We start from the raw sequence: 26,819 nt of genomic DNA on the forward strand, positions 1-26,819 counted from the left end.
CGCGCCTTTTTTGCCTACTTTTTTGGCAAGACAAAAAAGTAGGTCGCCGCCCCGCAGGGGTGGTGAAACTGCAGTTGCTTTTGATGTTAAGCCGTTGAAGTTGATTTTGACTTTAGAACCGACCAACCCACTCCCCTGAAAGGCCCGCCCCCAGCCCCACCCAATCATGACCACCCTCCCCACCCCCCTGGCCACCCCCCCGATCACCGCCCTGAACCACCTGCTGGAACAGGAGCCCTGGGCAACCACCATGCTCCAGCCCTTCGCCGGGCGCATCATCCGCTTTGACGCGGCCGCGTTCACGCTCGCCTTGAAGGTGACGGGACAGGGCCTGACGGAGCTGGCCGCGGTGGATGAAACCCCGGCGGTCACGCTGACCGTGCCGCTGCAGCTGTGGCCGCTGGTGGCTTCGGATGTGGCGGGCGGCGGCCAGGCGGCGGCGATGAGGCATGTGCGCATCGAGGGAGATGCCGAGCTGGCCAACACGGTCTCCACGCTGGCCCGCAACCTGCGCTGGGATGCGGCCGAGGACCTGTCGCGCGCATTGCGCGGCATCCTGGGCGGCCCGGTGAGCGACAGCGTGGCGCAGCGGGTGGTGGACGGCGTGCAGCAGGTGCATGCCCAGGCCACGCGGGTGGGCCGCGCGCTGGTCGATAACGTGACCGAATACCTGCTCGACGAGCAGCCGACCCTGGTGCGCCACGCGGCGCTCGACGAGTTCGGCGCCGGCGTGAGCGCGCTGCGCGACGACCTCGCCCGGCTGGAAAAGCGGCTGGAAAAGCTGGAGCAGCGCACCCGCTCCGAGCGTGGCGCCGGCACGCTGCCGTCCGCCCATCGCTGATCGCCCGCGGCCTGCCGCCGCCAGAACCCTGCTCAATTGCGCATCCACGGCTTTATCCATTGCCAGACCGGCCAAGCAGCACGGCCCCAACACTGAAGAACCTGCATGACCCGCTTCCTGCGCCTTTGCAAGATCGTTTTCGTCATCCTCTACTACGGCCTCGACGAGCTCGTGCTGTCTGGTTTCAAGAGCCGCCGCATCCGATTCCTGGTGCGTGTCATTACCATTGGCCGCAAGCTCGACATGCCCCGGGGCGAACGCCTGCGCCTGGCGCTGACGCGCCTGGGGCCGATCTTCGTCAAGTTTGGCCAGGTGCTCTCCACCCGGCGCGACCTGATGCCCGAGGACATCGCCGACGAGCTCGCCAAGCTGCAGGACCAGGTGCCGCCGTTCGATTCAGTCGTGGCGGTCAAGATCATCGAGCGCTCGCTGGGCCGGAAGCTGGCGACGCTGTTCGAGAGCTTCGACCACAAGCCGGTGGCCAGCGCGTCCATCGCCCAGGTTCACTTCGCCATCCTGAAGGGCGGTCCCAACCACGGCCGCGAAGTCGCCGTGAAGGTCCTGCGCCCGGGCATGCTGCCGGTCATCGACAGCGACCTGGCGCTGATGCGGGACCTCGCCGCCTGGCTTGAGCGTTTCTGGGCTGACGGCAAGCGCCTGAAGCCGCGCGAGGTCGTCGCCGAGTTCGACAAATACCTGCACGACGAACTCGACCTGATGATCGAGGCCGCCAACGCCAGCCAGCTGCGCCGCAACTTTGCCGACACCAAGCTGCTGCTGGTGCCAGAGGTGTTCTGGGACTGGTGCAGCAGCGAGGTCTTCGTGATGGAGCGCATGCATGGGATCCCCATCTCGCGCACCGAGTCGCTCAGGGCGGCTGGCGTCGACATGCACCTGCTGGCGGAGGAGGGCGTGGAGATCTTCTTCACGCAGGTGTTCCGCGACGGGTTCTTCCATGCCGACATGCACCCGGGCAACATCCTGGTGTCGGTGGCGCCGCAGAGTTTTGGACGCTACATCGCGCTGGACTTCGGCATCGTCGGCGCGCTGTCCGAGTTCGACAAGAACTACCTGGCGCAGAACTTCATTGCCTTCTTCCGCCGCGACTACCATCGCGTGGCGCTGCTGCACGTGGAGTCGGGCTGGGTGCCGGCCCATACGCGGGTGGAGGAACTGGAGAGCGCGGTACGGGCGTGCTGCGAGCCCTATTTCGACAAGCCGCTCAAGGAGATCTCGCTGGGCATGGTGCTGATGCGCCTGTTCCAGACCTCGCGCCGCTTTAACGTTGAGATCCAGCCGCAACTGGTCCTGTTGCAGAAGACCTTGCTCAATATCGAAGGGCTGGGACGCCAGCTCGATCCGGACCTGGACCTGTGGAAGACCGCCAAGCCCTTCCTCGAGAAATGGATGCACGAGCAGGTCGGCTGGAAGGGTGCCTGGGAGCGCATCCAGGTGGAGGCCCCGCAATGGGCCAAGATGCTGCCCGACTTCCCGCGCCTGGCGCACCAGTTCCTCGAGCGCCGCGCCCTGGTCGACAATGGCCAGCAGGAGAAGCTGCTGGCCGCCCTGGTCGCCGAGCAGCGCCGCACCAACCGCCTGGTCGGCACGGCCTTGTTGCTGGTTGGCGGATTCATCGCCGGGGTGGTGCTGACCGAGCTGCTGGCCTGGGTTGGCTACTGGTAGCGCACGGGATCGTGCCCCGAATCGCCTGGGTGGCGAGTGCAAAGTTGATGAAATGCAATGCAGTGGAGGCCAGCTTGACCAAATCCGATAACGCGCCGATCAAGGCCGCAGCCCCGCCAGTCTTTGCCACGCGCAACGCGGGGGACCCGGCTTTCTGGGATGAGCGCTTCGAGAAGGGCTTCATGCCCTGGGACCTGGGCGGCGTGCCGGCCGATTTCGAGGCCTTCGCCAGCGCGATGGCACCGTGCCCAACGCTAATCCCTGGCTGTGGCAACGGCTGGGAAGCGGGGTGGCTCCATGCGCGCGGCTGGCCGGTGACCGCCATTGATTTCTCACCCGAGGCCGTAGCCAGCGCGCGCCGCGCGCTGGGGCCGGCCGGGGCTGTCGTGCACGAAGCGGATTTCTTTGCCTTCGCGCCCGAGCCTGCCTGCCAGTGGATCTACGAGCGGGCTTTCCTGTGCGCCTTGCCGCCAGCCATGCGGGCCGGCTACGCCGCTCGTGTGGCGCAACTGCTGCCGCCGGGCGGGCTGCTGGCCGGCTACTTCTTCCTGGACGAGACGCGCGGCGGGCCGCCTTTTGCCATCCCCGAGGCAGAACTGCGCGCGCTGCTTGAGCCGGCCTTCGAGCTGGTGGAGGCGCGGGCCGCCACTGGCTCGCTGCCGATATTTGCCGGCCGCGAGCAGTGGCAGGTCTGGCGCCGCAGGGCTTAGGTTTCAGGGTTCAGCGTTCAGCCGCAGGCGCCAGCCTTTGCGTCAGCCGCGCACGCGGGCGTTGTGCTTGTCGTGGTAGATCGCCCGGCTGTCGCGGTTTTCGGCACGCTGGATTCCACGCTGCGCGCCCGCACCAACATGGCCGTTGGCGCCGGCGCGCGCTTCGCGCCGATCCACGTGAGCCTGGCCGCGTTCGAGGCTGCCGGCCTCGCGGTTGGTGAGCGAGCCATTGGCCACGCCGTTCTTGATGCGCTGCTCTTGGTTGATATTGCGCTGCACGTCGGCCTGCATGCGCTGCGATGAGGCGCTGGCGGGGTTGCCGGTGATGCCGTTGTGCGTGTCATGCGCGATGTCGCGGCTCACGTTGTTCTCGGCACGCTGGATGGACGCCTGCTCGCGCGGCGAGACCGAGCCGTTGGCCAGGGCGTGCGCTTCCATGTGGTCCACGCGGGCGGTCTGCTTTTCCAGGCTGGCCGCTTCGCGCGTGCTCAGGCTGCCGGATTTCAGGCCGTTCTCGATGCGCTGTTCCTGGTTGACGTTGCGCTGCACATCCTGCGAGACCGCCGCAGTCTGGGCGCTGGCCAGGCCGGCGCCGAGCAGGCCTGCGGCAATCATCAGGGTCTTGAGCATCTTGGTTTGGCGGTTCGACATGGTGTTCTCCTTTTCCTCATTGGGCCGTGGTGCGGCAGCGTGGCTCGTGGGCGCGGCGCCCGATGTTGCTGCCTTGGCTTCCTTAATGCGCGCCGGGCACGGCGTGCTGACGCAGGGTTTGTAAGCTGTGTAACCGCGCGTAAGCCCGCGCGTAAGCCCACGCGTAAGCCGCAAGCCTTGCGCACCACGGCGGGGCGCCGCGGCCGTGGCGGGCATCCACGGCGCAGTCCACGTCACCTGTGGCGCCGGGGCTGCACCGTCCCGGGCAATTTCCGCGTGGTGGCGGGTTTTTTTCTCGCCGCGCGGCAGGCGTCGCTATAATCCGCGTTTTGATTCGGCTACGACCGCAGGCTAGCTCAGCCACCCATGCGGCCCCGACCGATGAATTGGACTCCGGGCAAGGCTGGCCGCAAATCCCGCCTCACCGGCAACCGGTTTCTCGCCGCAAGGGCACTTTGGGATAGGGCAGCAGCATGCTGATCTGGTTCGTCATCATCTATTGGGTAATCTCCGTCGGCATTGGCCTGTGGGCCGCGCTGCGCGTGCGCAACGCCACCGACTTCGCGGTCGCCGGCCGCAGCCTGCCGTTCTACATCGTCACCGCCACCGTGTTCGCGACATGGTTCGGCTCGGAGACGGTGCTGGGCATCCCCGCGGTTTTCCTCAAGGAAGGCTTGTCCGGGGTGGTGTCCGATCCTTTCGGTTCCTCGCTTTGCCTGATCCTGGTCGGCCTGTTCTTCGCGCGCCCGCTGTACCGGATGAACCTGCTCACCATCGGCGATTACTATCACAATCGCTACGGGCGGCTGGCCGAGGTGCTGACCACGCTGTGTATCGTGATGTCCTACCTGGGCTGGGTTGCCGCGCAGATCAAGGCGCTCGGGCTGGTGTTCTTCACCGTCTCGGACGGCGCGCTGTCGCAGGAAACCGGCATGATGATCGGAGCCGCCAGCGTGCTGGTGTACACCCTGTTCGGCGGCATGTGGGCCGTGGCGGTGACCGACTTCATCCAGATGATCATCATCGTGATCGGGATGCTGTATATCGGCTATGAAGTCAGCGGCCAGGCCGGCGGCGTGGCCGCGGTGGTGTCGCATGCGGCGGCGGCCGGCAAGTTCGAATTCCTGCCCTCGCTGGACCTGATCCAGATCATCGGCTTCGCGGCCGCGCTGTTCACCATGATGCTGGGATCGATCCCGCAGCAGGATGTGTTCCAGCGCGTGACCTCGTCGCGCACCGAGAAGATTGCCGGGCGCGCTTCGGTGCTGGGCGGCGTGCTTTACTTCTGCTTTGCCTTCATCCCGATGTTCCTGGCCTATTCGGCCACCATGATCGACCCGGAGATGGTGCAGAAGTACATCAACACCGATTCGCAGCTGATCCTGCCCAAGCTGATCCTGACGCACGCGCCCATGTTCGCCCAGGTGATGTTCTTCGGCGCGCTGCTGTCCGCCATCAAGAGCTGTGCCTCGGCGACGCTGCTGGCACCGTCGGTCACCTTTGCCGAGAATATCCTGCGGCCCTATTTCCGCCATCTCGACGACCGCCGCTTCCTGCGCGTGATGCAGGCTGTGGTGCTGGTGTTCGCCGTGCTGGTGACGCTGTTCGCGCTGAACTCGCATCTGTCCATTTTCCATATGGTGGAAAATGCATATAAGGTCACTTTGGTCTCGTCATTCGTCCCGCTGGCCTTTGGCATGTTCTGGAAGCCGGCCACGCGCCAGGGCGGCCTTGCCGCGATCATCCTCGGGTTGGTTTCCTGGCTGTGCTGCGAAATCGCCTTCGCCGACGCGGCGGTGCCGCCGCAGATGGTCGGCCTGCTGGTCTCCATCGGCGGCATGGTGTTCGGCTCGCTGCTGCCGCAGTGGATCAACGACCATCCGCGTGTCAAGGAAGTCCATCTGGCCTGAGCGTTGCGGGCATCCGGCGGGTCACGCGTGGCTTCGAAGGCACCCCGGCCTCTTTTTCCGCCGGCCCGGCGTTCTCAGAACGGTTTATAATTCAAGGCTTTGCACCGCAAGGTGCGCGCACGGGAGTGGCAACTTCCCGCTCGGCGCGGCCTCGCGGTTCCATCCAATTTCCGTTCCAGACTCCTTGCGGAGAGCCACTATGCCGATCTATGCCTATCGTTGCGACGCCTGCGGCCACGGGCGCGATGTGCTGCAGAAAATGAGCGATGCCCCGCTTACCGACTGCACATCCTGCGGCGCGAAGGGCACGTTCAAGAAACAACTGACCGCCGCGGGCTTCCAGCTCAAGGGGTCGGGCTGGTACGTCACCGATTTCCGCGGTGGCAACAGTGCCACGTCCGCTGCGCCCGCCACGGCGGCCGCCGGCAGCGCCACCGAGGGCAAGAGCGAAGCAGCGGCACCGGCCTCGTCCGGCGCAGCCACGGAATCCTCCAGCACCGTCAGCACGGCGCCGACCAGTACTGCCGGCGGTTCCGGCAGTGCCGTCGCCAGCCATTGAAGGCAGAACGCATCGTGCCGGCGAAGAAGACTTCCGCCCTCAAGACCTGGTTCCTCACCGGGCTATTGGTGCTGGTGCCGCTGGGCATCACGCTGTGGGTGTTGAACCTGGTCATCAGCACCATGGACCAGAGCCTGGCGCTGCTGCCTGAAGCCTGGCAGCCGGTCCAGCTGTTCAAGGTGCGCATCCCGGGCCTGGGCGCCATCCTGACGGTGGTGTTCATCCTGCTGGTCGGCCTGCTGACCCACAACTTCATCGGCCAGCGCCTGGTGCGCTGGTGGGAAGCGCTGCTGCGCCATATCCCGGTGGTCGGGCCGATCTACACCAGCGTCAAGCAGGTCTCGGATACGCTGCTCTCCTCGTCCGGCAATGCCTTTCGCAAGGCGCTGCTGGTGCAGTACCCGCGTGAGGGTTCGTGGACCATCGCATTCCTCACCGGCCGTCCCGGCGGCGATGTGCAGAATCATCTGCAGGGCGAGTATGTCAGCGTCTACGTGCCGACCACGCCGAATCCGACCTCGGGCTTCTTCCTGATGATGCCCAAGGCCGATACCATCGAACTCGACATGACCGTCGACGCCGCGCTGAAGTACATCGTCTCGATGGGCGTGGTGGCGCCGACCGAGCTACCGCGCAAGAGCGGCTCCGTGCGCGCCGGCGAGGCGGAGGCAGAAGCCCTCGCCGAGTCCACCGGCTCATCGCATTCAAATTGATCGCCGGCCGCATCGGCGGCCGCGTTATTCCGGGAATTCCCTTATGTCCTCCATGCGTACTCACTATTGCGGTCTCGTGACCGAACAACTGTCGGGCCAAGAAGTGGCTCTCACCGGCTGGGTGCAGCGTCGCCGCGATCACGGTGGCGTGATCTTCATCGACCTGCGCGACCGCGAAGGCCTGGTGCAGGTGGTGTGCGACCCCGATCGTCCCGAGATGTTCAAGGCTGCCGAAGAGATCCGCAACGAGTTCTGCGTGCGCATCACCGGCAAGGTGCGCCCGCGTCCGGCGGGCACCGAGAACGCCAACCTGACCTCCGGCAAGATCGAGGTGCTGTGCCATGAGCTGACCGTGCTCAACCCGTCGGTCACACCCCCGTTCCAGCTCGATGACGACAACCTGTCCGAGACCACCCGCCTGACGCACCGCGTGCTGGACCTGCGCCGCCCGCAGATGCAGTACAACCTGCGCCTGCGCTACAAGGTGGCCATGGAAGTGCGCAAGTACCTGGACGCGCAAGGCTTCATCGACATCGAGACCCCGATGCTGGGCAAGAGCACGCCCGAAGGCGCGCGGGACTACCTGGTGCCGTCGCGGACCAACCCGGGCCACTTCTTCGCGCTGCCGCAATCGCCGCAGATCTTCAAGCAGATGCTGATGGTGTCGGGCTTCGACCGCTACTACCAGATCACCAAGTGCTTCCGCGACGAGGACCTGCGTGCCGACCGCCAGCCCGAGTTCACGCAGATCGACTGCGAGACCTCGTTCCTGAACGAGCAGGAAATCCGCGACCTGTTCGAGGACATGATGCGCACGGTGTTCAAGAACGCCATCGACGTCGACCTGGACGCCAGCTTCCCCGTGATGGAATTCCGCGAGGCCATGGCCCGCTTCGGTTCGGACAAGCCTGACCTGCGCGTCAAGCTCGAGTTCACCGAACTGACCGACGCCATGAAGGACGTCGACTTCAAGGTGTTCTCCGGCCCCGCCAACAGCGAGAACGGCCGCGTGGTCGGCCTGTGCGTGCCGGGCGGCGCCGCCATCTCGCGCAGCGAGATCGATGCCTACACCCAGTTCGTCGCCATCTATGGCGCCAAGGGCCTGGCCTGGATCAAGGTCAACGAAGTGGCCAAGGGCCGCGACGGCCTGCAATCGCCGATCGTCAAGAACCTGCACGACGCAGCCATCGCCGAGATCCTGAAGCGCACCGGCGCCAAGGACGGCGACATCATCTTCTTCGGCGCGGACAAGGCCAAGGTCGTCAACGACGCCATCGGCGGCCTGCGCCTGAAGATCGGCCACTCCGAGTTCGGCAAGACCCACGGCCTGTTCGAGGACGTGTGGAAGCCGCTGTGGGTGATCGACTTCCCGATGTTCGAGTACGACGAGGAAGATGCCCGCTGGGTCGCCATGCACCACCCGTTCACCAGCCCCAAGGACGAGCACCTGCAATACCTGGAAACCGATCCGGGCAAGTGCATCGCCAAGGCCTACGACATGGTCCTGAACGGCTGGGAAATGGGCGGTGGCTCGGTGCGGATCTTCCGCGAGGACGTGCAAAGCAAGGTGTTCCGCGCCCTGAAGATCGGCGAGGAAGAAGCCCGTGCCAAGTTCGGCTACCTGCTGGACGCGCTGCAATATGGCGCGCCCCCGCACGGCGGCCTGGCCTTCGGCCTGGATCGCATCGTCACCATGATGGCCGGCGCCGATTCGATCCGCGACGTGATCGCCTTCCCCAAGACCCAGCGCGCGCAAGACTTGCTCACGCAAGCGCCGAGCTCGGTCGATGAGAAGCAACTGCGCGAGCTGCATATCCGCCTGCGTGCTGCGGAGCCGAAGACGGCCTGAGCCGGGGTTCGGACTGCTTGAAAAGGCCGCGCGACAGCGCGGCCTTTTTGCATTGGCGGCCGCGATGCATGCCAAGTGCCACAGCCGGCACCCAATCCCTGGTTTCCAATTGTTACATCGCGGAACGAAGCCCCCTCCCGTCCAGTCTTCTCCCTTTATAGCGCCAAGCCGCAAGCCCAATTCGAAGGCACGACGGCCGCGCGGGAGGAATTTGCCGTGCACCTGGATGTAGAACTGATTCGCCAGTTTTTACTGGCCCATGCCGAGACCATCCTCACCTGGCTGGCGGCCGGGCTGGTGATGATGCTGCTGGCGCGTTTCGAGCTGCGGCGCGCGGTGCGCCGCTCGGCGGTGGCCATGTCGGAGTCCGTGGCCACCACGGTGGCGGCTTGTGTGCCGGATATCGCGCATGCTGCGAAGACCGGCGGTGGGGGCGTGCCAATGCTGGAGCCGGTGGAGATGCAGCGCGCCGAAGCCCTGCGCCGGGTGGCGCTGGATACGGTGGGCACCGTCATGGCGCGTGGGCGCTGGCTGGAGGACCTTGGCAACCTGAGGCTGCCCGATGACGCTTTGCTGCAGGGCAGCCGCGCGGGCGGCGCGGATCCGTTGCTGGTGGTGGCGCCGCAGCCGGTGGTGCAGTCTTACCTGACGGCCCAGCGCAGCTTCGATGAGTACGTCGTGAAGCTGCGCGACGAGCGTCGCGAAGCGCTGCGGCTGCAGGACGGCTTGCAGGCGCTGGCCGCGGAGGCCATGCATATCGAGCAGGAGACTGGCAGCATCGTGATGCGCTTCGAGCAGGTCAACGCACAGGCCGCCCAAGGTGTCGAAGCCGGTGACTACCAGCGCTTCCTGATCCAGAAGTACAACACGCTGGGCGTGCGCGAAAAAGAGATCGCGCACGAGCGCGCGCAGCTGCAGGCGCAGGTCCAGCAATGCGCGGACCGCCTGGCCGCCCATGCGCAGGTGGCTTCGCGCGAGTACACACGCGCGCTGACGCCGTTGATGCAGCAACTACGCGCTGCGTGGGGACACGGCGACTCGCCTGGCGTATTCGAGACCTGGTTGCGAGAAACGCCGGCTCAGTCCAGCGTCCACGCAGCATGAAGGGGCCTGGGCGGCAAGGCCGCCGCATCCGTCATTTCCGCCATGTTTCCCATGGTGCCCGGGCGCATCTGCGGTAAGCTTGGGGACGCCGTTTGTCCTATCCCCATGCCCTACAAAATCCCTGAATCCGTCCTGGTTGTGATCCACACGCCAGACCTGCAAGTGCTGTTGATCGAGCGCGCCGACCGGCCGGGCTACTGGCAGTCGGTCACCGGCAGCCTGGACACGCCCGACGAGCCGCTGGCGCTGACAGCCGCGCGCGAGGTGGCCGAGGAAACCGGCCTGGTCGCCGCCGAGCACCGGCTGGACGACTGGAACCACACTATCGAGTACGAAATCTACCCGCAGTGGCGCCACCGCTACGCGCCGGGCGTGACGCGCAACACCGAGCACTGGTTTGGCCTGCGTGTCGCGCAGCCGCTGCCGGTGACGCTGGCGCCGCGCGAGCACTTGCAGTATCAGTGGCTGCCGTGGCGGGAGGCCGCCGCGCTCTGCTTCTCGACCAGCAACGCCGAGGCGGTGCTGCAGTTGGGCTGGCGGGTGCGGGGGCAGCGTGCGGCTTGCGGAGCGGACCTATGAGGCTGCGCGTCGTCACCTACAACATTCACAAGGGCGTGACCGGCATCAAGGGCAAGTCGCGTATCCATAACGTGCGCGATGGCCTGCACGTGGTGAATGCCGACATCGTCTTCCTGCAGGAGGTGCAGGATCGCAATGACCGCCTGGTGGCGGCGGCCTTGTTCGACCCGGATTACACCCAGCTCAACTATTTGGCGACCGACGCGTATCCGCATTCGGTCTACGGCCGCAATGCGGTGTACGACCATGGGCACCACGGCAATGCCATCCTGTCGCGCCATCCGATCCTGATGTCGGAAAACCTCGACATCTCTGACCATCGCTTCGAGCAGCGCGGCCTGCTGCACGCGGTAGCGGATATGAACGGGGTCGAGGCCCACCTGATCTGCGTGCATTTCGGCTTGTTCGCGCGCAGCCGCGCGCGCCAGGCGGAGGCGCTGGTCAAGCGCGTGCAGGACGTGGTGCCAGCCGGGGCGCCGCTGTTGATCGCGGGGGATTTCAACGACTGGAACCACCGGCTCGACAACCTGATCTGCACCACGCTTGGCGCGACGGAGGTGTCCTCCGCCGGTGGCGCGCGGCTGCACACCTTTCCCAGCCACATGCCCTGGTGGCAACTCGACCGCATCTATGTGCGGGGCTTCGAGATCGAGCACGCCAGCGCGCTGACCGGCCGCGACTGGGCCCAGCGCTCGGACCATGTGCCATTGATGGCGGAGCTTGCCCGCATTGCCGTGCCGGAGCGGCCGGTTGTCCACAAGGCCAAGGCAGGCACGACTTCCTGAGGCCCATCCTCAGGCCCCCATTTTCTCCAGCATGACGTCAACAAAGCAGGCCTGCTTGGGCAGCGGCCGCGGGTCGCGCGGATAGAGCAGGTGGACCGGCCTTGGCGCTGGCATGGCGTCTTCCAGCAACGGGACCAGCAGCCCGGCGGCGATGTCCGCCGCCAGCAGCACTTCCGGCTGCATCACCACGCCACAGCCAGCCAATGCCGCGCGCCGCAGCGCCTGGCCGTTGTTGGCCGCCAGCGGCGCCGATGCCTTGGGCGCCCCGTCATCCTCGGGGGCCGGCCACCCCATGCCTGGCGGCCACAACAGATGGTTCAGGCAGCGGTGCCCGGCCAGCTCCGCGAGCGTGCGCGGATGGCCCGCTTGCGCGAGGTAGGCCGGCGCCGCGCAGATCGCCATGCGATACGGCCGCAACGGCCGCGCCACCAGATGGTCGGAGCTGGCCAGCGTGCCGATGCGCACGGCGGCGTCGAAACCATCGGCAATCAGGTCGGTGAAAGCGTCGTCGAGCACCAGTTCCACCGTGACTTCCGGGTAGCGCAGCAGGTAGGCCGATACCGCTTCGGCGACCGCCGTCTCCCCCAACGTCACCGGCGCGGTCACGCGCAGGCGGCCGCGTGGCTGGCTGTGCAGACGTTCTGCCACGGTCTCCGCTTTGCGCACGCGCTCCAGGATCTGCCGGCATTCCTCCAGGAACAGGTGGCCGGCTTCGGTCAGGCTTTGGCGGCGCGTGCTGCGTTGCAGCAGACGCACGCCCAGATGCCGTTCCAGCTGGACGACATGCTTGCCTACCATCACCGCCGACAGGCCCAGTGCATCGGCGCAGGCGCTGAAGCTGCCGGCTTCGGCAGCGGCGGCAAACACTTCCATGCTGCGCAGCTTGTCCATGGATTGCTAATTAAAAATTAGGGATATGCAAAATCCTAGCCCATTTATCCATCCCGAATCCACTTTCACAATGCATTCCTGATGGCGGTGGAAGGAATGCCGTCTTCCTAGACAACCAGAACCATGGGGAATGCGATGAAGATTGTTGTGATCGGAGCCAGCGGAACGCTCGGCCAGGCGGTAGTAGAGAACCTGTCGGCTCGCCACGACGTGGTGCGGGTCGGCAAGTCGCGCTGCGAACATCGGGTCGACCTGACCCGGCCGGAATCCGTGCAGGCCTTGTTCGATGCGACCGGCCGGGTGGACGCCATCGTCGCCACGACCGGAAGCCTGTTTTTCGGGCCGCTCGCGCTGATGCGGGCCGAGGACTTCGAAATCGGGCTGCAGGACAAGTTGCTCGGGCAGGTGCGGCTGGCGCTGGTTGGCCAGCATTTCCTGAACGATGGCGGCTCGATCACGCTCACCAGCGGCATTGTCGGCAGCGAGCCGATCCGCATGGGCGCCAATGCCGGCAGCGTCAATGCGGCGCTGGAGGGGTTCGTGCGTAGCGCGGCGCCCGAGCTGGAGCGCGGCCTGCGCATCAATGTGGTCAGCCCCACGGTAGTGCAGGAGTCATGGCCCGCGTATGGCGATTACTTCCCCGGCTTTGAGCCGGTGCCGGCGGCGCGCGTCGCGCTGGCCTTCCAGCGCAGCGTGGAAGGGCCGCGCAGCGGGCATGTCTATCGGGTCTGGTGAGGCTGCGCCAAGGCGGCGGCTAGCGCGGGCGTGAGTTCGAGCGCGCTGTCGCGGATGATCTGGCAGATCGCGTCAAGGTCCGCCAGGTCCAGCACGGGCAACGCGGTGAGCGCGGCCACAGCCTGCGGCTGGTCGCTGGCGACGGCCATGATGCTCGGCACTTCCGGCCATAGCGGCGGCCTGCCCAGGTCAGGGCGGAACACTTCCAGCTTGGGGAAATCGCTGCGCTTGTAACCTTCCACCAGCACCAGGTCCGTGTCGGCGGGCAGCACGGCCAGCGCATCGGCCAGCTCAGGCGAGGCCTCGGCTTCGGGATAGTGGCGCATCAGCGTGAGGTGCCGCGCACCCACCAGCACGACGTTGGCGCAGCCGGCCTGGCGCATACGCCAGGAGTCCTTGCCCGGGGTATCCGGGTCAAAGCCATGGTGGGTGTGCTTGACGCCGGCCACGCGCAGGCCGGCGGCGGCGAAGCGCGGGATCACTTGATCCAGCAACGTGGTCTTGCCGCTGCCGGACGCACCGGAGATGCCGAAAACCTTCACGATGTCGGGGGTTGCGAGGGGATGAAGCGGCGACGATAGCAGAGAACGGCCGCCGCGGCGCGCATGGCCCCACACGCTGTGTGCGCCGCGCGCGTCGCCTGGCGCACGCACAGGACATCGGCGTGCCTGATAATGTGGCTCATGTCATCGATTCCGCCCCCACGCCCGCCCCGCGCGCCGCCTCCCGCGCTTACCGCAAGCCGCGACGATGCCCCCGCACGCGCGCCGCGGCATGCCGGCCCACTGCGCTCCGAATGGCGCCGCGGCAGGCCTCTGGGCGGCAACGCGGTCCGTTTGCTGCGCGGCGGCAATGAGTTCTTCCCGGCCTTGGTTGCCGCGATCGACCAGGCTGTATTCTCGGTTTCGCTCGAGACCTACATTTACGCCGATGATGCGGTCGGCGCAGCGGTGAGCGATGCGCTGATCCGTGCCGCCGCACGGGGCGTGGCCGTGCACCTGGTGGTGGACGGTTTCGGCGCTGGCGACATGCCGGCCGGGCTTGCCGAGCGGCTGCGCGAGGGCGGGGCTTGCCTCAAGATCTTCCGTCCGCTGCGCCGCTTCAGCCTGGCACGGCGCAACCTGCGCCGGCTGCACCGCAAGCTGGCCGTGATCGACCAGCAGATCGGCTTTGTTGGCGGCATCAACATCATCGACGACTACAACCATGGGCCCTTCGAGAGCGCCGGGCTCGGCCCCCGCTACGACTTCGCGGTGGAGGTGCGGGGCCCGCTGGTCAACCAGATCGCGCTGACCGCCGAACGCCTGTGGTGGCAGCTATCGCTGCGTGGCGAAATGCGCAGCGTTGGCCTGGCGGGGGTGGCGGCGGATTTTCCGCTGATCACCGACCTGCCGCTGCCGCGCCAGGACCAGGCCGGCGGCATGCGCGCCGTGCTGCTGCTGCGCGACAACCTGCGCAACCGCCGCGCCATCGAACGCCAGTACCTGCAGGCGTTGGGCGGCGCGCGGCGGGAAGTGATCATTGCCAACGCCTACTTCCTGCCTGGGCACAAGATGCGCCGCGCCCTGCTGGCATGCCGCAAGCGCGGCGTGCGCGTGCGGCTGTTGCTCCAGGGCAGGGTAGAGTACCGTTTGCAGCACTATGCAACCCATTCGCTTTATGCGACCTTGCTCGGCGCCGGCGTGGAAATCTTCGAATACGCCGATAGTTTCCTGCACGCCAAGGTGGCTGTGGTCGACGATGCCTGGGCCACGGTGGGCTCCAGCAACATGGACCCGTTCAGCCTGCTGCTGGCCCGCGAGGCCAATGTCGCGGTCTATGACGGCGCGTTCTGTGCCGAGCTGCGCCAGGAGCTGGAGCACGCCATTGCCTCGCGCAGCATCGAGGTCAAGGCCGCCACGCATGCGCGCCGTTCGGCGGTGCGCCGGATGGCGAACTGGGCCGCCTATATGGTGCTGCGTGTCGGCGTGATCATCGCTGGCGTGACAGGGCGCTACTGATCGCGGGACAATACCCGGTGGGGCGATGCTGCTGTGCATCACTCGCGGCAACAATGATCGTTATCTCGCCGCGTCGCGGCATGTTGCGGCGCACGAGCGCGGCCGCCGCGTTTAGAAACCCCGATCTAATTAAAAGCTTGCTGCCAGCGGGCGCGATCACAATAATCTGAACGGTCGTTCTTTTTTGCCTTAGACTGCGTGCATTCGGGTCTGCCAGGCGGTGAAGCAGTCAGCCGGGCAGCGAAATAAATATGCATTACGTCAGGGTCATAGGCGGCGCGATCCGTTTCGCGCCGCGAAGAACGGAGAAAAAATCATGCGACACCAGTCAGCTCGTCTCGAATCCGCCACTTCCGCGTCCCCCGCGCCCATGCGCAAGGGGGAAATGACGCGCGTGGCGATTCTGGATGCCGCGCTGGAGCTGTCGTCCCGCGACGGGCTCGAAGGCTTGACCATCGGCTTGTTGGCGGAACGCATGCAGATGAGCAAAAGCGGCGTGTTCGCGCATTTCGGTTCGCGCGAGGACTTGCAGGTGGAGGTGGTGCGCGAGTATCACCGCCGGTTCGAGCAGGAGGTTTTCTATCCCTCGCTGCACGAGCCGCGTGGGCTGCCGCGCCTGCAGTCCATGGTGCGCCGCTGGATGGAAAAACGCATCCAGGAAGTGACCACGGGATGCATCTACATCAGCGGGGCGGTGGAGTACGACGACCGCGCGGAAAGCCCGGTGCGTGACGAACTCGTCAAGAGCGTCACCATCTGGCGCGCCGCGCTGACGCGCGCCATCGACCAGGCACGGGAAGAGGGGCACCTGCGCGCGGATTGCGATCCGCGCCTGATGCTGTTCGAAATGTACAGCCTTGAACTAGGCTTGCATCATGACGCCCGCTTCCTGCGCTTGCCCGCGAGTGCCGAGCTTGCCATGGTCGCGCTCAATAAACTGATTCAGTCCTACCGTACCTGACGCCGCCGCGGCGTCCCGTGCCGGATCGTGCACGGGCGGCGTAGCGGCTTTGCAAACCTCCAAGGAGTCTTTGATGGGCCAGTACACCGCACCGTTGCGCGACATGCAGTTCGTGCTCCATGAATTGCTCGGCGTGGAAGCCGAACTCAAGGCGTTGCCGAAGCACGCCGACGTTGACGCGGACACCATCAACCAGGTGCTTGAGGAAGCCGGCAAGTTCTGCTCCGAGGTCGTGTTCCCGCTCAACCAGAGCGGCGACCGCGAAGGCTGTACCTACGTCGGCGATGGCGTGGTGACGGCGCCCAAGGGCTTCAAGGAAGCGTACAAGCAATACGTGGAAGCCGGCTGGCCGGCACTGGGCTGCGACCCCGAATACGGCGGCCAGGGCCTGCCTATCCTGGTCAACAATGCCTTGTACGAGATGCTGAACTCGGCCAACCAGGCGTGGACCATGTACCCCGGCCTGTCGCACGGCGCATACGAAGCGCTGCACGCGCACGGCACGCCCGAGCTGCAGAAGGTCTACCTGCCCAAGCTGGTCTCCGGCGAATGGACCGGCACCATGTGCCTGACCGAGCCGCACTGCGGCACCGACCTGGGCATCCTGCGCAGCAAGGCCGAGCCGCAGGCCGATGGCTCCTACACCATTACCGGCACCAAGATCTTTATTTCGGCCGGCGAGCACGATCTCTCCGCCAACATCATCCACCTGGTGCTGGCACGGCTGCCGGATGCACCGCAGGGCACCAAGGGCATCTCGCTGTTCGTGGTGCCGAAGTTCGTCCCCGATGCCAGCGGCAACCCGGGCGAGCGCAACGGCATCAAGTGCGGCTCGATCGAGCACAAGATGGGCATCCACGGCAACGCCACCTGCGTGATGAACCTGGACGGCGCGCGCGGCTGGCTGGTGGGCGAGCCCAACAAGGGCCTGAACGCCATGTTCGTGATGATGAACGCCGCCCGCCTGGGCGTGGGCATGCAGGGCCTCGGGCTGACCGAAGTGGCCTACCAGAACTCGCTGGCGTATGCCAAGGACCGCCTGCAGATGCGCGCGCTGACCGGTCCCAAGGCTCCGGACAAGCCGGCCGACCCGATCATCGTGCACCCGGATGTGCGCCGCATGCTGCTGACGCAGAAGGCCTTTGCCGAAGGCGGCCGCGCGTTCAGCTACTGGACCGCGCTGCAGATCGACCGCGAACTGTCGCACCCGGACGAGTCCGTGCGCAAGGAAGCGGGCGACCTGGTTGCGTTGCTCACGCCCGTGATCAAGGCCTTCCTGACCGATAACGCGTTCACCGCCACCAACGAAGGCATGCAGGTGTTCGGCGGCCACGGCTACATCGCCGAGTGGGGCATGGAGCAGTATGTGCGCGACGCGCGCATCAACATGATCTACGAAGGCACCAACACCATCCAGGCGCTGGACCTGCTGGGCCGCAAGATCCTGGGCGACATGGGCGCCAAGATGAAGGCCTTCGGCAAGATCGTGCAGGCGTTCGTCGAGGAAGAAGGCACCAACGAAGCCATGCAGGAGTTCGTCAACCCGCTGGCCGACCTGGGCGACAAGGTGCAGAAGCTCACCATGGAAATCGGCATGAAGGCCATGGGCAACCCCGACGAAGTCGGCGCTGCTGCCGTGCCTTACCTGCGCGTGGTGGGCCACCTGGTGTTCTCGTACTTCTGGGCCCGCATGGCCAAGATCGCGCTGGAGAAGCAAGCCAGCGGCGACAAGTTCTACACCACCAAGCTGGCGACCGCACGCTTCTACTTTGCCAAGCTGCTGCCGGAGACGGCATCGCAGATCCGCATGGCACGCGCTGGTTCGGCCACGCTGATGGCGCTGGACGCGGATCTGTTCTGATCGGATTGTTTATCCTGAATTCATGCGGTTGTCTTAGCGCGGGCGCAGGCTACTGGCTCTGACGGTGTCGATGCCAATGGTGTGCTCCCCTCTCCCATGAAATGGAAGAGGGGACGGGGGAGAGGGCCGACGGTTCAACGAGCGATACCGCTTGATCGACCGCTCACCCTCTCCCCCGACCCCTCCCGCAAGCGGGAGAGGGGAGCACACCAGCGTCACCACCAGCATCAACGCCGGCGCCACGCGCAGCCAGCCCACCTCATCTCAACGCTCACTTTCCTAGGAGCGCGCATGTCCAATTTCATCGTCAAGAGGGTCGCCGTGCTGGGTGCCGGCGTCATGGGGGCGCAGATCGCCGCCCATCTCGTCAATGCCCGCGTGCCCGTGGTGCTGTTCGACCTTCCGGCCAAGGAAGGCCCCAAGAACGGCATCTCGCTGCGCGCCATCGAGAACCTGAAGAAACTCTCGCCGGCGCCGCTCGGCATCAAGGACGAAGCCGGCCTGATCCAGCCCGCCAACTACGAGGACGACCTCGCGCTGCTCAAGGAGTGCGACGTGGTGATCGAGGCCATCGCCGAGCGCATGGACTGGAAGCACGACCTGTACAAGAAGGTCGCGCCACACCTGGCATCGCACACGATCTTCGCTACCAATACCTCGGGCCTGTCGATCACCGCGCTGTCCGATGGTTTCGACGCGGATCTGAGGTCGCGCTTCTGCGGCGTGCACTTCTTCAACCCGCCGCGCTACATGCACCTGGTGGAGCTGATCCCGACCGCGACCACGCAGCCCGCGATCCTGGACCGCCTGGAAACCTTCCTGACCTCCACGCTCGGCAAGGGCGTGGTGCGCGCCAAGGACACACCGAACTTCATTGCCAACCGCGTTGGCATCTTCTCGATCCTGGCGGTGTTCGCCGAGGCTGAGAAGTACGGCATCCCCTTCGACGTGGTCGACGACCTGACCGGCGCCAAGCTGGGCCGCGCCAAGTCCGCCACCTTCCGCACTGCCGACGTGGTGGGCCTGGACACCATGGCCCACGTGATCAAGACCATGCAGGACACCCTGCTGGACGATCCGTTTGCGCCGGTGTACAGGACGCCCGCCGTGCTCAAGGGGCTGGTGGATGCGGGCGCATTGGGCCAGAAGACCGGCGCTGGCTTCTACAAGAAGGAAGGCAAGACCATCAAGGTGCTGGACCCCAAGACGGGCCAATATGTCGACTCGGGCAAGAAGGCCGACGAGATCGTGGTGCGCATGCTGAAGAAGGAACCGGCCGAGCGCATCAAGCTGCTGCGCGAATCCAGCAACCCGCAGGCGCAGTTCTTGTGGGCCGTGTTCCGCGACGTGTTCCACTACATCGGCGTCTACCTGGAGCAGATCGCCGGCTCCGCCGCCGATATCGACCTGGCGATCCGCTGGGGCTTCGGCTGGAACTCCGGCCCCTTCGAGGACTGGCAATCGGCCGGCTGGAAGCAGGTAGCCGAGTGGGTGAAGGAAGACATCGACGCGGGCAAGGGCTTGTCCAGCGCGGCGCTGCCGTCGTGGGTGTTCGAAGGCCCCGTCGCTGACAACCAGGGCGTGCATGGCGCGCGGGGTTCGTGGTCGCCCGCCGCGCAAGCCTTCGTGCAGCGCAATGCGTTGCCGGTGTACGAGCGCCAGGTGTTCCGCGCCGCGGTCAAGGGCACCGCCGCAACGGATCCGCGCAAGGCTGGCCGCACCGTGGAAGAAAACGATGCGGTACGCATCTGGGTGAGCGAGGGCCAGGACGATGTGCTGGTGGTTTCGTTCAAGAGCAAGATGAACACCATCGGCCCGGACGTGATCGATGGCCTGACGCGCGCCATCGACTTGGCCGAAGCCGAGTACAAGGGCCTGGTGGTGTGGCAGCCGACGTCGCTGCAACTGGGCGCGCCGGGCGGCCCGTTCTCCGCGGGCGCCAACCTGGAAGCCGCGATGCCGGCCTTCATGATGGGCGGCGCCAAGGGCATCGAGCCCTTCGTCAAGAAATTCCAGGACGGCATGATGCGGGTGAAGTATTCCGCCGTGCCGGTGGTGTCGGCGGCGTCCGGCATCGCGCTGGGCGGCGGCTGCGAGCTGATGCTGCATTCGGCCAAGCGCGTGGCCGCGCTGGAAACCTATATCGGCCTGGTGGAAGTGGGCGTGGGCCTGGTGCCGGCCGGTGGCGGCCTGAAGGAGGCTGCGCTGGCTGCCGCACGTGCTGCGCAAGCCGCCGGTAGCACCAACTACCTGCAGTTCCTCACCAACCGCTTCCAGGCAGCGGCCATGGCCAAGGTCTCCTCCTCGGCGCTGGACGCGCAGAAGATGGGCTACCTGCAGCCGTCGGACACCATCGTGTTCAACGTGCACGAGCTGCTCTACGTGGCGCAGAACGAAGTGCGCGCGCTGTCCAACGCTGGCTACCGCGCCCCGGTACCGGGCACGCTGATGCCGGTGGCGGGCCGCTCCGGCATTGCCACCATCAAGGCGTCGCTGGCCAATATGCGCGACGGCGGCTTCATCTCCGCGCACGACTTCCTGATTGCCAGCCGCATTGCCGAGGCGGTGTGCGGCGGCGACGTGGAAGCCGGCTCGCTGGTCAGCGAGGAATGGCTGCTGGCGCTGGAACGCAAGGCCTTTGTCGACCTGCTCGGCACGGGCAAGACCCAGGAACGCATCATGGGCATGCTGCAGACCGGCAAGCCGGTGCGCAACTAAGGCAAGCGAGGAACCGACATCATGAAACAACTGCAAGACGCATACATCGTTGCCGCGACCCGCACGCCGATCGGCAAGGCTCCCAAGGGCGCGTTCAAGAACACCCGCCCGGACGACCTGCTGGCCACCATCCTGCGCGCGGCCGTGGCGCAGGTGCCTAACCTCGATCCCAGGCTGATCGAAGACGCCATCGTTGGCTGCGCCATCCCCGAGGCGCAGCAGGGCCTGAACGTCGCGCGCATCGGTGCGCTGCTGTCGGGCCTGCCGAACACCGTGGGCGGCATCACCGTCAACCGCTTCTGCGCCTCCGGCCTGTCGGCCGTGGCGATGGCCGCCGACCGCATCCGCGTGGGCGAGTCCGACGTGATGATCGCCGCCGGCGTGGAATCGATGAGCATGGTGCCGATGATGGGCAATTCGCCGTCGATGTCGCCGGCGATCTTCGAGCGCGACGAGAACATCGGCATCGCCTACGGCATGGGCCTGACCGCCGAGAAGGTCGCGCAGAAATGGCAGGTCAGCCGCGAAGACCAGGATGCTTTCTCGCTCGCTTCGCACCAGAAGGCGATCCGTGCCCAGCAGGCCGGCGACTTCAAGGACGAAATCACCCCGATCGAGATCGTCGAGAAATTCCCCAACCTGGCCAGCGGCCAGGTCGACGTGAAGACACGCACCATCTCGCTGGACGAAGGCCCGCGTCCGGAGACCTCGGTCGAAGGCCTGGGCAAGCTGCGCCCGGTGTTTGCCAACAAGGGCAGCGTCACCGCCGGCAACAGCTCGCAGACTTCGGATGGCGCTGGCGCGCTGATCCTGGTTTCGGAAAAGATCCTCAAGCAGTTCAACCTGGTGCCGCTGGCGCGCTTCGTGTCGTTCGCGGTGCGCGGCGTGCCGCCCGAGATCATGGGCATCGGCCCCAAGGAAGCGATTCCCGCGGCGCTCAAGGCAGCCGGCCTCACGCAGGACCAGATGGACTGGATCGAGCTGAACGAAGCCTTCGCCGCGCAGTCGCTGGCGGTGATGCGCGACCTGCAGTTGGACCCGGCCAAGGTCAACCAGATGGGCGGCGCGATTGCACTGGGCCACCCGCTGGGCGCCACCGGCGCGATCCGTTCGGCCACCGTGGTGCACGCGCTGCGCCGTCACAACCTGAAGTACGGCATGGTCACCATGTGCGTCGGCACCGGCATGGGCGCCGCAGGTATTTTCGAGCGCGTCTAAACGCGCCGCGGGGCAGGCAGCATGGGCGCCAGGTGCGTTCGTGCTGCCTGCCCCGACTCTCGATCAGGTGAAGAAAGGAGTGCCATAACAAGGAGACAGCTGCCGCCTCGACGCGGCTCACCTGACCGGGAGGAAACAACAAGATGCAGGAGACACTCATCCTGGCCGACGCCGCGTGTGACATGCCGCGCGCGCTGATGGCCGAACTTGGCGTGCGCACGGTGCCGTTCCGCATTCGCGCGGGCGACCGCTTTGTGGCCGACGTGCGCGACGAGCCGGCCTTGCCGTCGCTTTACGAGCAGTATCTGGTCGGCAAGCAGGACCACTACGCCGAATCCATCCCCTTGCTAGAGCGCGAGATCGAAGACCACCTGCTCAAGCATGTGGTGACCTCATGCGACCGCGCGCTGCTGCTCACCATCGCCAGCAGCCGCAGCAAACTGTATGCGCACGCCTCGGGCGCCGTGGTCGGCACCGTGGCCAGGAGCTTCAAGGCACGCAAGGACGCGGGGCGCACGGGGTTGTTCGAGCTGAAGGTAATCGACACCGGCGCGATCGGCCCGGGCCAGGCGCTGATCGTGCGCGAGGCGGCGCGCCTGCTTGGCGGCGGCGCCAGCGCGCAAACGGTGGTGCAGGCCGTGGAGACACGCCTGCGCCACGCCGCGCACATGTTCCTGGTGCCCGACGAGTTGCTCTACATGTACACGCGGGCCAAGCACAAGGGCGAGAACAGCATCACCTGGGGCCGCTACATGCTCGGCAGCGCGTTCAATATCCGCCCCGTCGTGCATATGCATCGCGGCCAGACCGAGCCGGTGGCCAAGACACGCGGCGCGGACGAAGGCATGCGCCGCGTGATGGCGCATGCGCAGCAGTGCATCCGCAGCGGCCGCTTGCTGAGCCCGGCGGTAGCGCTGAGCTATGCCGGGCCACCCGGGGCGATTCAAGTGTTGCCAGCCTATCAGTCGCTCGCGCGCACCGCGCAGCAGCATGACGTGGAGCTGATGCTGGCGCCGATGAGCCTGACGGTGGCGCTCAACGTCGGCGCAAAGGCGTTCGGGATGAGCTATCTTTGCGAGAATCCGCCGGCGTTCGAGTGAACGTGTTTCGGCACGGCGGACAAGTCAACCAAGCAGTGAGGAGAACACGATTTCATGAGCATCCTGACCACCATCGAGCAAGGCATCCTGACCCTCGAGTTCGATCGCCTCGACAAGAAGAACGCCATCACGGCGGCGATGTACCAGGCCATGGCCGATGCGCTGCGCGCCGCCGATGCCGATCCCGCCGTGCGCGTGATCGTGATCCGCGGCAAGCCGGAAGTATTTACCGCGGGCAATGACCTGGAAGACTTCATGCAGCGTCCGCCCACCGCGGGCGAGGGTGACCAGCCGGCACCGGTATTCCAGTTCCTGCAGCAGATCAGCCAGGCCAGCAAGCCGCTGGTGGCGGCGGTGAGCGGCCCGGCGGTGGGCGTGGGCACCACCATGCTGCTGCATTGCGACCTGGTCTACGTTTCCGAGACGGCCAAGCTGTCGCTGCCGTTCGTGCAACTGGGCCTGTGCCCGGAGGCGGCATCGAGCATGCTGTTGCCGCGCCTGCTGGGTCACCAGCGCGCTGCCGAGAAACTGATGCTGGGTGAGGCCTTCAGCGCGCAGGAAGCGCTACAGATCGGCCTGGCCACGCGCGTGCTGCCGGTGGCGGAGCTCAATGAGTTCGTGCTGCAGCAGGCGCGCAAGCTGGCGGCGCTGCCGGCTTCGTCGCTCAGGGAAACCAAGCGCCTGATGAAGGGCGGCGATAAGGCGGCCGTGCAGGCCAGGATGGCGGAGGAGGGAGAAGTGTTCCGGCGCATGCTGCAGGCGCCGGAAGCCAAGGAGGCGTTCAAGGCGTTCTTCGAGAAGCGCCGCCCGGACTTCTCGCGCTTCAGCTGAGCCTGCGGACATCCCTGGCCGATACGGCGGATGGGCCGCCCCCGCCGCTGCCGCCATTTGCGCGACATCGAGGCGAGGCCAAGGTCAGGGCGTCGCCCATTCGCGCAGCAGGTTGTGGTAGACGCCGGTGAGGCGTACCACGGTGGCGTGTCCATGGCCAAGCGCATGCCCGATTTCCTGGATAGCGGTATCCAGGTCGAACAGGAGGGCGCGCTGGCGGGCGTCCCGCAGCAGGCTCTGGATCCAGAAGAACGCGCAAAGCCGCGTGCCCCGGGTCACCGGGCTGACACGGTGCAGGGTGGAAGCCGGATACAGGATCATGTCGCCGGCGGGTAGCTTGACCTCGTGCGTCCCATAGGTGTCCTCAATGATCAGTTCGCCGCCGTCGTAGTCGTCGGGCTCGCACAGGAAGAGCGTGGCCGAGATATCCGTGCGGATGCTGTCCGAGCCGTCGGGAAGGTAGCGGATGGCATTGTCGACATGGGTGCCGAACGATTGCCCGCCCGCATAGGCGTTGAACAGCTTGGGGTAGATCCTGGCCGGCAGCGCCGCCGAGAAGAACAGCGGATGGCGCCGCAAGGCCTGCTCGATCATCGCGGCGATGTGCTTGCCCTGCGGGGAGTCGTGCGGCAATTGCAGGTTGTCCTTGGCGAGCGAGGACTGGAATCCCGCAGTCGCCTTGCCGTCGGCCCAGTCGGCCTGCGTCAGCAGGCTTACGCTTTCCCGCACCTGTTCCGGCGTCAGCACGCCGGGTATGTGAATCATCATTTGGCTGACCCTGGCGCGTGGCGTTAGAAGGAGTAGACGGCCGACAGCACCGCGGAGCGGCCATCGCCGTACTCGATCGCGGACGAGCGCGATGCGCTGCCCAGCGTCTGGCGCACCCGCTCCACATAGGCCTTGTTGAACAGGTTGTCGACGTTGAGCTGGAACTTGAGGTTCTTGCTTGGCGCATAGCCGAGCATGGCGTTGTGCACCAGGTAGGCACCAAGCGTGCCGTCCCCCACCGACGTCACGTTGCGCCTGCCGATGAAGCGCGCGCCGTAGCCCAGCGTCCAGCCCGCGGGCAGCTGGTAGGTGGTCCACAGGCTGAAGGAGTGCGCCGGAGTGTTGGCCAGCGCCTTGCCTTCGCGCTCGGGCAGCGACAGTGACTTGAGTGTCTTGCTGTTCAGGTAAGTGTAGTTGGCGAAAACGTCCCAGTTCGGCGTCACCTTGCCAGCCGCGCCCAGCTCGACGCCGCGCACGCGCTGCTCGCCGGCCAGCGCATAGCTGCCATCGGAGAGGCGTTCGCGCGTGTTGTCCTTGTCGACCTGGAACAGCGCCGCGTTCAGCCCCAGGCGCCGCGCCATGAACTCCCATTTGCTGCCGAGCTCATAGGTCTTGTTTTTCTCGGGCGCCAGTCCCCCCGTGGCTTTGTTCACGCCCGAGCCGGTGCTGACCAGGAACTCGGCAGACGGGTTGAAGGAGGTGCCGTAGGCGAAATAGATCCTGCCATTGTCCGTGGGCTTGAACACCAGGCCCGCCCGGCTGCTGAGCTGGTTGGTAGTGCTGTCCGCGCGGTCGGTCGCCTTGCCCAGCGGCGTGCTCTCGGCGCTGCCATCTATCCAGTCGTAGCGCAGGCCGAGGTTCAGGTCCCAGTGCTTGCCCAGGGCGATGGTGTCAAGCGCGTACAGCGCCTTGACGTCAAGCCATGTCTTGTTGCGCGCGCTGTCGCGCCGGTCGGTGGGCGCGCTCCAGTAGCCTGGCGGGCTGGAGAGATCGAAACCGTTGGCGGGATAGTATTTGGAGAGATTGTAGGAATAGGTGGTCCGGTCGTAGGTCTCGCGTGAGATCTCGAAGCCACTGACCAGGATGTGCCCCAACCCCAAGGTGTCGAAGCGGCTGGTCAGGTTGGTCTGGTTGATCCACAGCTCGGTGGCCGAGTCGCGGCCATAGCCCTGCGGTCCCGCCGGCAGGTAGCGGCCTGGCGGTAGCCCCCTTTGGTTCACGTGCGAGGCCGAGATCACGGTGTCGCGGTGCAGGTGCGAATAGCGGGTCAGGTTCTGTAGCTTGAGGTTGTCGTTGAACTCGTGTTCGAACTTGACGGTGGCCGCGTCGGTGGTGATGTTCTCCCGGTCCACGTTGCGCCAACCGAAGTAGCCGTGCCGGCTGACGCCGGCGAGCCGCTGGCCGTTCAACGCTGGCACGCCGTAGTCGGGCAGGTTGTCGTCGCGCTGGTGGAAATAGCTCAGCGTCAGGCGCGTCGGCGATTGCATGCCGAAGGTGATCGACGGCGCGATGCCCCAGCGGCGGCGTTCAAGGGCGTCGCGCCCCGGCACGTCGTTGCCGTGCGCCATCAGGTTCAGGCGGACGACCGCTGCGTGCCCGTCCCACGGCAGCGGCTGGTTGGTATCCAGGGTCAGGCGGTGGAAGCTGGCCGTGCCGAGCCCGCCGCCGACGTGCGTGAACCTGTCCGCCTTGGGTTGCTTGCTGATCATGTTGATGCTGCCACCGGTGGTGCCGGCGCCGCCGAAGACCGAATTCGGTCCCTTGATCACCTCGACCGCTTCGAGATTGAAGAGGTCGGAGCGGTTGTTCTGCCCGCTGTCGCGCAAGCCGTCGATCTGCATGTTCGCGTTGGCGCTGAAGCCGCGGATATTGATGCTGTCGCCGGAGCCGCCGCCGCCCTCGCCGGCGTTGAAGGTGATGCCCGAAACGTTGGAAAGCGCCTGCCGCAAGCTCAAGGCGTTCTGCTCCTCCAGCACATGCTGTGGTACCACCGTGATGGTCTGGGGCGTATCGAGCAGCGGTGCCGCGTATTTGGCCGAGCCGGAGGCTTCAACCTTGGAGCTGGGTGCTTGCGTTCCCGTAACCGTGACTGGCGCCAGTTCGATGGGTTTGCCTTGCCGTTGCAGATCGTCTGCCAGGACTGGTGTGGCGCAGGCCGCGGCCAGGACGACGGAAGCGAGAGGGCGCCGTGGCGGCAGCGCGGCAGACCTGATGTACGAACGCATGCAATTCTCCTTAAATGAAAATGATAATCATTAGCATTTAAGGTTGTGGGGCGAGGCGGAGCAATCAGAAACGGCTGCATGTGCTTGCGGAAATTTCCGATTTTCCTCGCGCCGGCGCCCCGCCAGG

Annotated in this window: 23 protein-coding genes; 18 read left to right on the plus strand and 5 right to left on the minus strand. The window is 65.9% G+C overall.

Annotated elements, in window-relative coordinates:
* The first annotated feature begins 166 nt into the window (after positions 1 to 166).
* From AC1RQC_RS35105 to AC1RQC_RS35115, 3 genes are all read left to right on the plus strand, one after another.
* Positions 167 to 841 carry a ubiquinone biosynthesis accessory factor UbiJ gene (locus AC1RQC_RS35105; RefSeq protein WP_492387280.1) on the plus strand — a complete coding sequence of 225 codons (675 nt, stop codon included), beginning with the start codon at positions 167 to 169 and terminating at the stop codon, positions 839 to 841.
* Between the two features lie 105 nt (positions 842 to 946).
* Positions 947 to 2,524, plus strand: coding sequence for a ubiquinone biosynthesis regulatory protein kinase UbiB (ubiB, locus tag AC1RQC_RS35110; RefSeq protein WP_416047571.1), 1,578 nt, complete (start codon positions 947 to 949; stop codon positions 2,522 to 2,524).
* A gap of 47 nt (positions 2,525 to 2,571) precedes the next feature.
* Complete coding sequence (locus AC1RQC_RS35115) at positions 2,572 to 3,234, plus strand: methyltransferase domain-containing protein (protein WP_492376550.1); 663 nt, start codon at positions 2,572 to 2,574, stop codon at positions 3,232 to 3,234.
* A gap of 42 nt (positions 3,235 to 3,276) precedes the next feature.
* On the opposite strand, the gene AC1RQC_RS35120 is transcribed toward AC1RQC_RS35115, so the two are convergent.
* The gene (locus AC1RQC_RS35120) at positions 3,277 to 3,885 is read right to left on the minus strand and encodes a hypothetical protein (RefSeq protein WP_492376551.1); all 609 of its coding nucleotides are present in this window, start codon (positions 3,883 to 3,885) and stop codon (positions 3,277 to 3,279) included.
* A 473-nt stretch (positions 3,886 to 4,358) separates the two neighbouring features.
* Here AC1RQC_RS35120 and AC1RQC_RS35125 point away from each other — a divergent pair, with 473 nt between their 5' ends.
* The 7 genes from AC1RQC_RS35125 to AC1RQC_RS35155 all read left to right on the plus strand — a co-directional run bounded on the left by AC1RQC_RS35125 (position 4,359) and on the right by AC1RQC_RS35155 (position 11,384).
* A complete protein-coding gene (locus AC1RQC_RS35125) occupies positions 4,359 to 5,795 on the plus strand; it encodes a high affinity choline transporter 1 (protein WP_253933021.1) in 1,437 nt (478 codons plus the stop codon).
* Positions 5,796 to 5,994: 199 nt separating this feature from the next.
* Positions 5,995 to 6,354 (plus strand): FmdB family zinc ribbon protein, encoded by a 360-nt coding sequence (locus tag AC1RQC_RS35130; RefSeq protein WP_492376552.1) that lies wholly within the window; start codon positions 5,995 to 5,997, stop codon positions 6,352 to 6,354.
* Between the two features lie 14 nt (positions 6,355 to 6,368).
* Positions 6,369 to 7,067, plus strand: a complete 699-nt coding sequence (locus AC1RQC_RS35135) for a DUF502 domain-containing protein (RefSeq protein ID WP_492376558.1) — start codon at positions 6,369 to 6,371, stop codon at positions 7,065 to 7,067.
* A gap of 43 nt (positions 7,068 to 7,110) precedes the next feature.
* Positions 7,111 to 8,916, plus strand: a complete 1,806-nt coding sequence (aspS, locus tag AC1RQC_RS35140) for an aspartate--tRNA ligase (protein WP_043343591.1) — start codon at positions 7,111 to 7,113, stop codon at positions 8,914 to 8,916.
* Positions 8,917 to 9,132: 216 nt separating this feature from the next.
* The gene (locus AC1RQC_RS35145; protein ID WP_492376553.1) at positions 9,133 to 10,020 is read left to right on the plus strand and encodes a hypothetical protein; all 888 of its coding nucleotides are present in this window, start codon (positions 9,133 to 9,135) and stop codon (positions 10,018 to 10,020) included.
* 105 nt (positions 10,021 to 10,125) lie between these two features.
* Positions 10,126 to 10,599 (plus strand): dihydroneopterin triphosphate diphosphatase, encoded by a 474-nt coding sequence (gene nudB / locus AC1RQC_RS35150; protein ID WP_492376554.1) that lies wholly within the window; start codon positions 10,126 to 10,128, stop codon positions 10,597 to 10,599.
* Complete coding sequence (locus AC1RQC_RS35155; RefSeq protein WP_492886102.1) at positions 10,596 to 11,384, plus strand: endonuclease/exonuclease/phosphatase family protein; 789 nt, start codon at positions 10,596 to 10,598, stop codon at positions 11,382 to 11,384. Before nudB ends, AC1RQC_RS35155 begins: the two co-directional genes overlap by 4 nt.
* Before the next feature lie 9 nt (positions 11,385 to 11,393).
* Here the strand turns inward: AC1RQC_RS35155 and AC1RQC_RS35160 are convergent, their stop codons facing one another.
* Positions 11,394 to 12,275, minus strand: a complete 882-nt coding sequence (locus tag AC1RQC_RS35160) for a LysR family transcriptional regulator (protein WP_492376556.1) — start codon at positions 12,273 to 12,275, stop codon at positions 11,394 to 11,396.
* Between the two features lie 135 nt (positions 12,276 to 12,410).
* On the opposite strand from AC1RQC_RS35160, the gene AC1RQC_RS35165 reads away from it, so the two are divergent.
* Entirely contained in the window at positions 12,411 to 13,010 is a 600-nt protein-coding gene (locus tag AC1RQC_RS35165) for a short chain dehydrogenase (protein WP_492886104.1), read from the plus strand.
* Here AC1RQC_RS35165 and mobB read toward each other — a convergent pair.
* Entirely contained in the window at positions 12,995 to 13,552 is a 558-nt protein-coding gene (gene mobB / locus AC1RQC_RS35170; protein ID WP_416047582.1) for a molybdopterin-guanine dinucleotide biosynthesis protein B, read from the minus strand. The genes AC1RQC_RS35165 and mobB overlap by 16 nt on opposite strands.
* A 141-nt stretch (positions 13,553 to 13,693) precedes the next feature.
* Here mobB and clsB point away from each other — a divergent pair, with 141 nt between their 5' ends.
* From clsB to AC1RQC_RS35205, 7 genes are all read left to right on the plus strand, one after another.
* The gene (clsB, locus tag AC1RQC_RS35175) at positions 13,694 to 15,010 is read left to right on the plus strand and encodes a cardiolipin synthase ClsB (RefSeq protein ID WP_492387281.1); all 1,317 of its coding nucleotides are present in this window, start codon (positions 13,694 to 13,696) and stop codon (positions 15,008 to 15,010) included.
* A 370-nt stretch (positions 15,011 to 15,380) separates the two neighbouring features.
* A complete protein-coding gene (locus AC1RQC_RS35180) occupies positions 15,381 to 15,971 on the plus strand; it encodes a TetR/AcrR family transcriptional regulator (protein WP_043343612.1) in 591 nt (196 codons plus the stop codon).
* Positions 15,972 to 16,044: 73 nt separating this feature from the next.
* Positions 16,045 to 17,832, plus strand: a complete 1,788-nt coding sequence (locus AC1RQC_RS35185; RefSeq protein ID WP_492376810.1) for an acyl-CoA dehydrogenase C-terminal domain-containing protein — start codon at positions 16,045 to 16,047, stop codon at positions 17,830 to 17,832.
* A 291-nt stretch (positions 17,833 to 18,123) separates the two neighbouring features.
* On the plus strand, positions 18,124 to 20,550 hold the full coding sequence (locus AC1RQC_RS35190; protein WP_492886106.1) for a 3-hydroxyacyl-CoA dehydrogenase/enoyl-CoA hydratase family protein: 2,427 nt from the start codon (positions 18,124 to 18,126) through the stop codon (positions 20,548 to 20,550).
* An 18-nt stretch (positions 20,551 to 20,568) separates the two neighbouring features.
* A complete protein-coding gene (locus AC1RQC_RS35195; RefSeq protein WP_492376513.1) occupies positions 20,569 to 21,768 on the plus strand; it encodes an acetyl-CoA C-acyltransferase in 1,200 nt (399 codons plus the stop codon).
* 143 nt (positions 21,769 to 21,911) lie between these two features.
* Positions 21,912 to 22,868, plus strand: a complete 957-nt coding sequence (locus AC1RQC_RS35200; protein ID WP_492830548.1) for a DegV family protein — start codon at positions 21,912 to 21,914, stop codon at positions 22,866 to 22,868.
* 54 nt (positions 22,869 to 22,922) lie between these two features.
* Positions 22,923 to 23,699 carry an enoyl-CoA hydratase gene (locus AC1RQC_RS35205; protein ID WP_492376509.1) on the plus strand — a complete coding sequence of 259 codons (777 nt, stop codon included), beginning with the start codon at positions 22,923 to 22,925 and terminating at the stop codon, positions 23,697 to 23,699.
* An 84-nt stretch (positions 23,700 to 23,783) separates the two neighbouring features.
* On the opposite strand, the gene AC1RQC_RS35210 is transcribed toward AC1RQC_RS35205, so the two are convergent.
* Entirely contained in the window at positions 23,784 to 24,467 is a 684-nt protein-coding gene (locus AC1RQC_RS35210; protein ID WP_492886108.1) for a Fe2+-dependent dioxygenase, read from the minus strand.
* 23 nt (positions 24,468 to 24,490) lie between these two features.
* A complete protein-coding gene (locus AC1RQC_RS35215) occupies positions 24,491 to 26,692 on the minus strand; it encodes a TonB-dependent receptor (RefSeq protein ID WP_492886110.1) in 2,202 nt (733 codons plus the stop codon).
* Positions 26,693 to 26,819: the final 127 nt, after the last annotated feature.

The organism is Cupriavidus sp. GW822-FHT03E04 (genome assembly GCF_058801495.1).

What these genes read in the sequence shown, in the direction of transcription:
- AC1RQC_RS35115 (WP_492376550.1), top strand. Translation starts at nt 2,572, where the DNA reads ATGAAATGCAATGCAGTGGAGGCCAGCTTGACCAAATCCGATAACGCG.
- AC1RQC_RS35190 (WP_492886106.1), top strand. Translation starts at nt 18,124, where the DNA reads ATGTCCAATTTCATCGTCAAGAGGGTCGCCGTGCTGGGTGCCGGCGTC.
- AC1RQC_RS35130 (WP_492376552.1), top strand. Translation starts at nt 5,995, where the DNA reads ATGCCGATCTATGCCTATCGTTGCGACGCCTGCGGCCACGGGCGCGAT.
- AC1RQC_RS35185 (WP_492376810.1), top strand. Translation starts at nt 16,045, where the DNA reads ATGGGCCAGTACACCGCACCGTTGCGCGACATGCAGTTCGTGCTCCAT.
- nudB (WP_492376554.1), top strand. Translation starts at nt 10,126, where the DNA reads ATGCCCTACAAAATCCCTGAATCCGTCCTGGTTGTGATCCACACGCCA.
- AC1RQC_RS35165 (WP_492886104.1), top strand. Translation starts at nt 12,411, where the DNA reads ATGAAGATTGTTGTGATCGGAGCCAGCGGAACGCTCGGCCAGGCGGTA.
- ubiB (WP_416047571.1), top strand. Translation starts at nt 947, where the DNA reads ATGACCCGCTTCCTGCGCCTTTGCAAGATCGTTTTCGTCATCCTCTAC.
- AC1RQC_RS35200 (WP_492830548.1), top strand. Translation starts at nt 21,912, where the DNA reads ATGCAGGAGACACTCATCCTGGCCGACGCCGCGTGTGACATGCCGCGC.
- aspS (WP_043343591.1), top strand. Translation starts at nt 7,111, where the DNA reads ATGTCCTCCATGCGTACTCACTATTGCGGTCTCGTGACCGAACAACTG.
- clsB (WP_492387281.1), top strand. Translation starts at nt 13,694, where the DNA reads ATGTCATCGATTCCGCCCCCACGCCCGCCCCGCGCGCCGCCTCCCGCG.
- AC1RQC_RS35160 (WP_492376556.1), bottom strand. Translation starts at nt 12,275, where the DNA reads ATGGACAAGCTGCGCAGCATGGAAGTGTTTGCCGCCGCTGCCGAAGCC.
- AC1RQC_RS35120 (WP_492376551.1), bottom strand. Translation starts at nt 3,885, where the DNA reads ATGTCGAACCGCCAAACCAAGATGCTCAAGACCCTGATGATTGCCGCA.
- AC1RQC_RS35180 (WP_043343612.1), top strand. Translation starts at nt 15,381, where the DNA reads ATGCGCAAGGGGGAAATGACGCGCGTGGCGATTCTGGATGCCGCGCTG.
- AC1RQC_RS35105 (WP_492387280.1), top strand. Translation starts at nt 167, where the DNA reads ATGACCACCCTCCCCACCCCCCTGGCCACCCCCCCGATCACCGCCCTG.
- AC1RQC_RS35210 (WP_492886108.1), bottom strand. Translation starts at nt 24,467, where the DNA reads ATGATGATTCACATACCCGGCGTGCTGACGCCGGAACAGGTGCGGGAA.
- AC1RQC_RS35155 (WP_492886102.1), top strand. Translation starts at nt 10,596, where the DNA reads ATGAGGCTGCGCGTCGTCACCTACAACATTCACAAGGGCGTGACCGGC.
- AC1RQC_RS35215 (WP_492886110.1), bottom strand. Translation starts at nt 26,692, where the DNA reads ATGCGTTCGTACATCAGGTCTGCCGCGCTGCCGCCACGGCGCCCTCTC.
- AC1RQC_RS35125 (WP_253933021.1), top strand. Translation starts at nt 4,359, where the DNA reads ATGCTGATCTGGTTCGTCATCATCTATTGGGTAATCTCCGTCGGCATT.
- AC1RQC_RS35205 (WP_492376509.1), top strand. Translation starts at nt 22,923, where the DNA reads ATGAGCATCCTGACCACCATCGAGCAAGGCATCCTGACCCTCGAGTTC.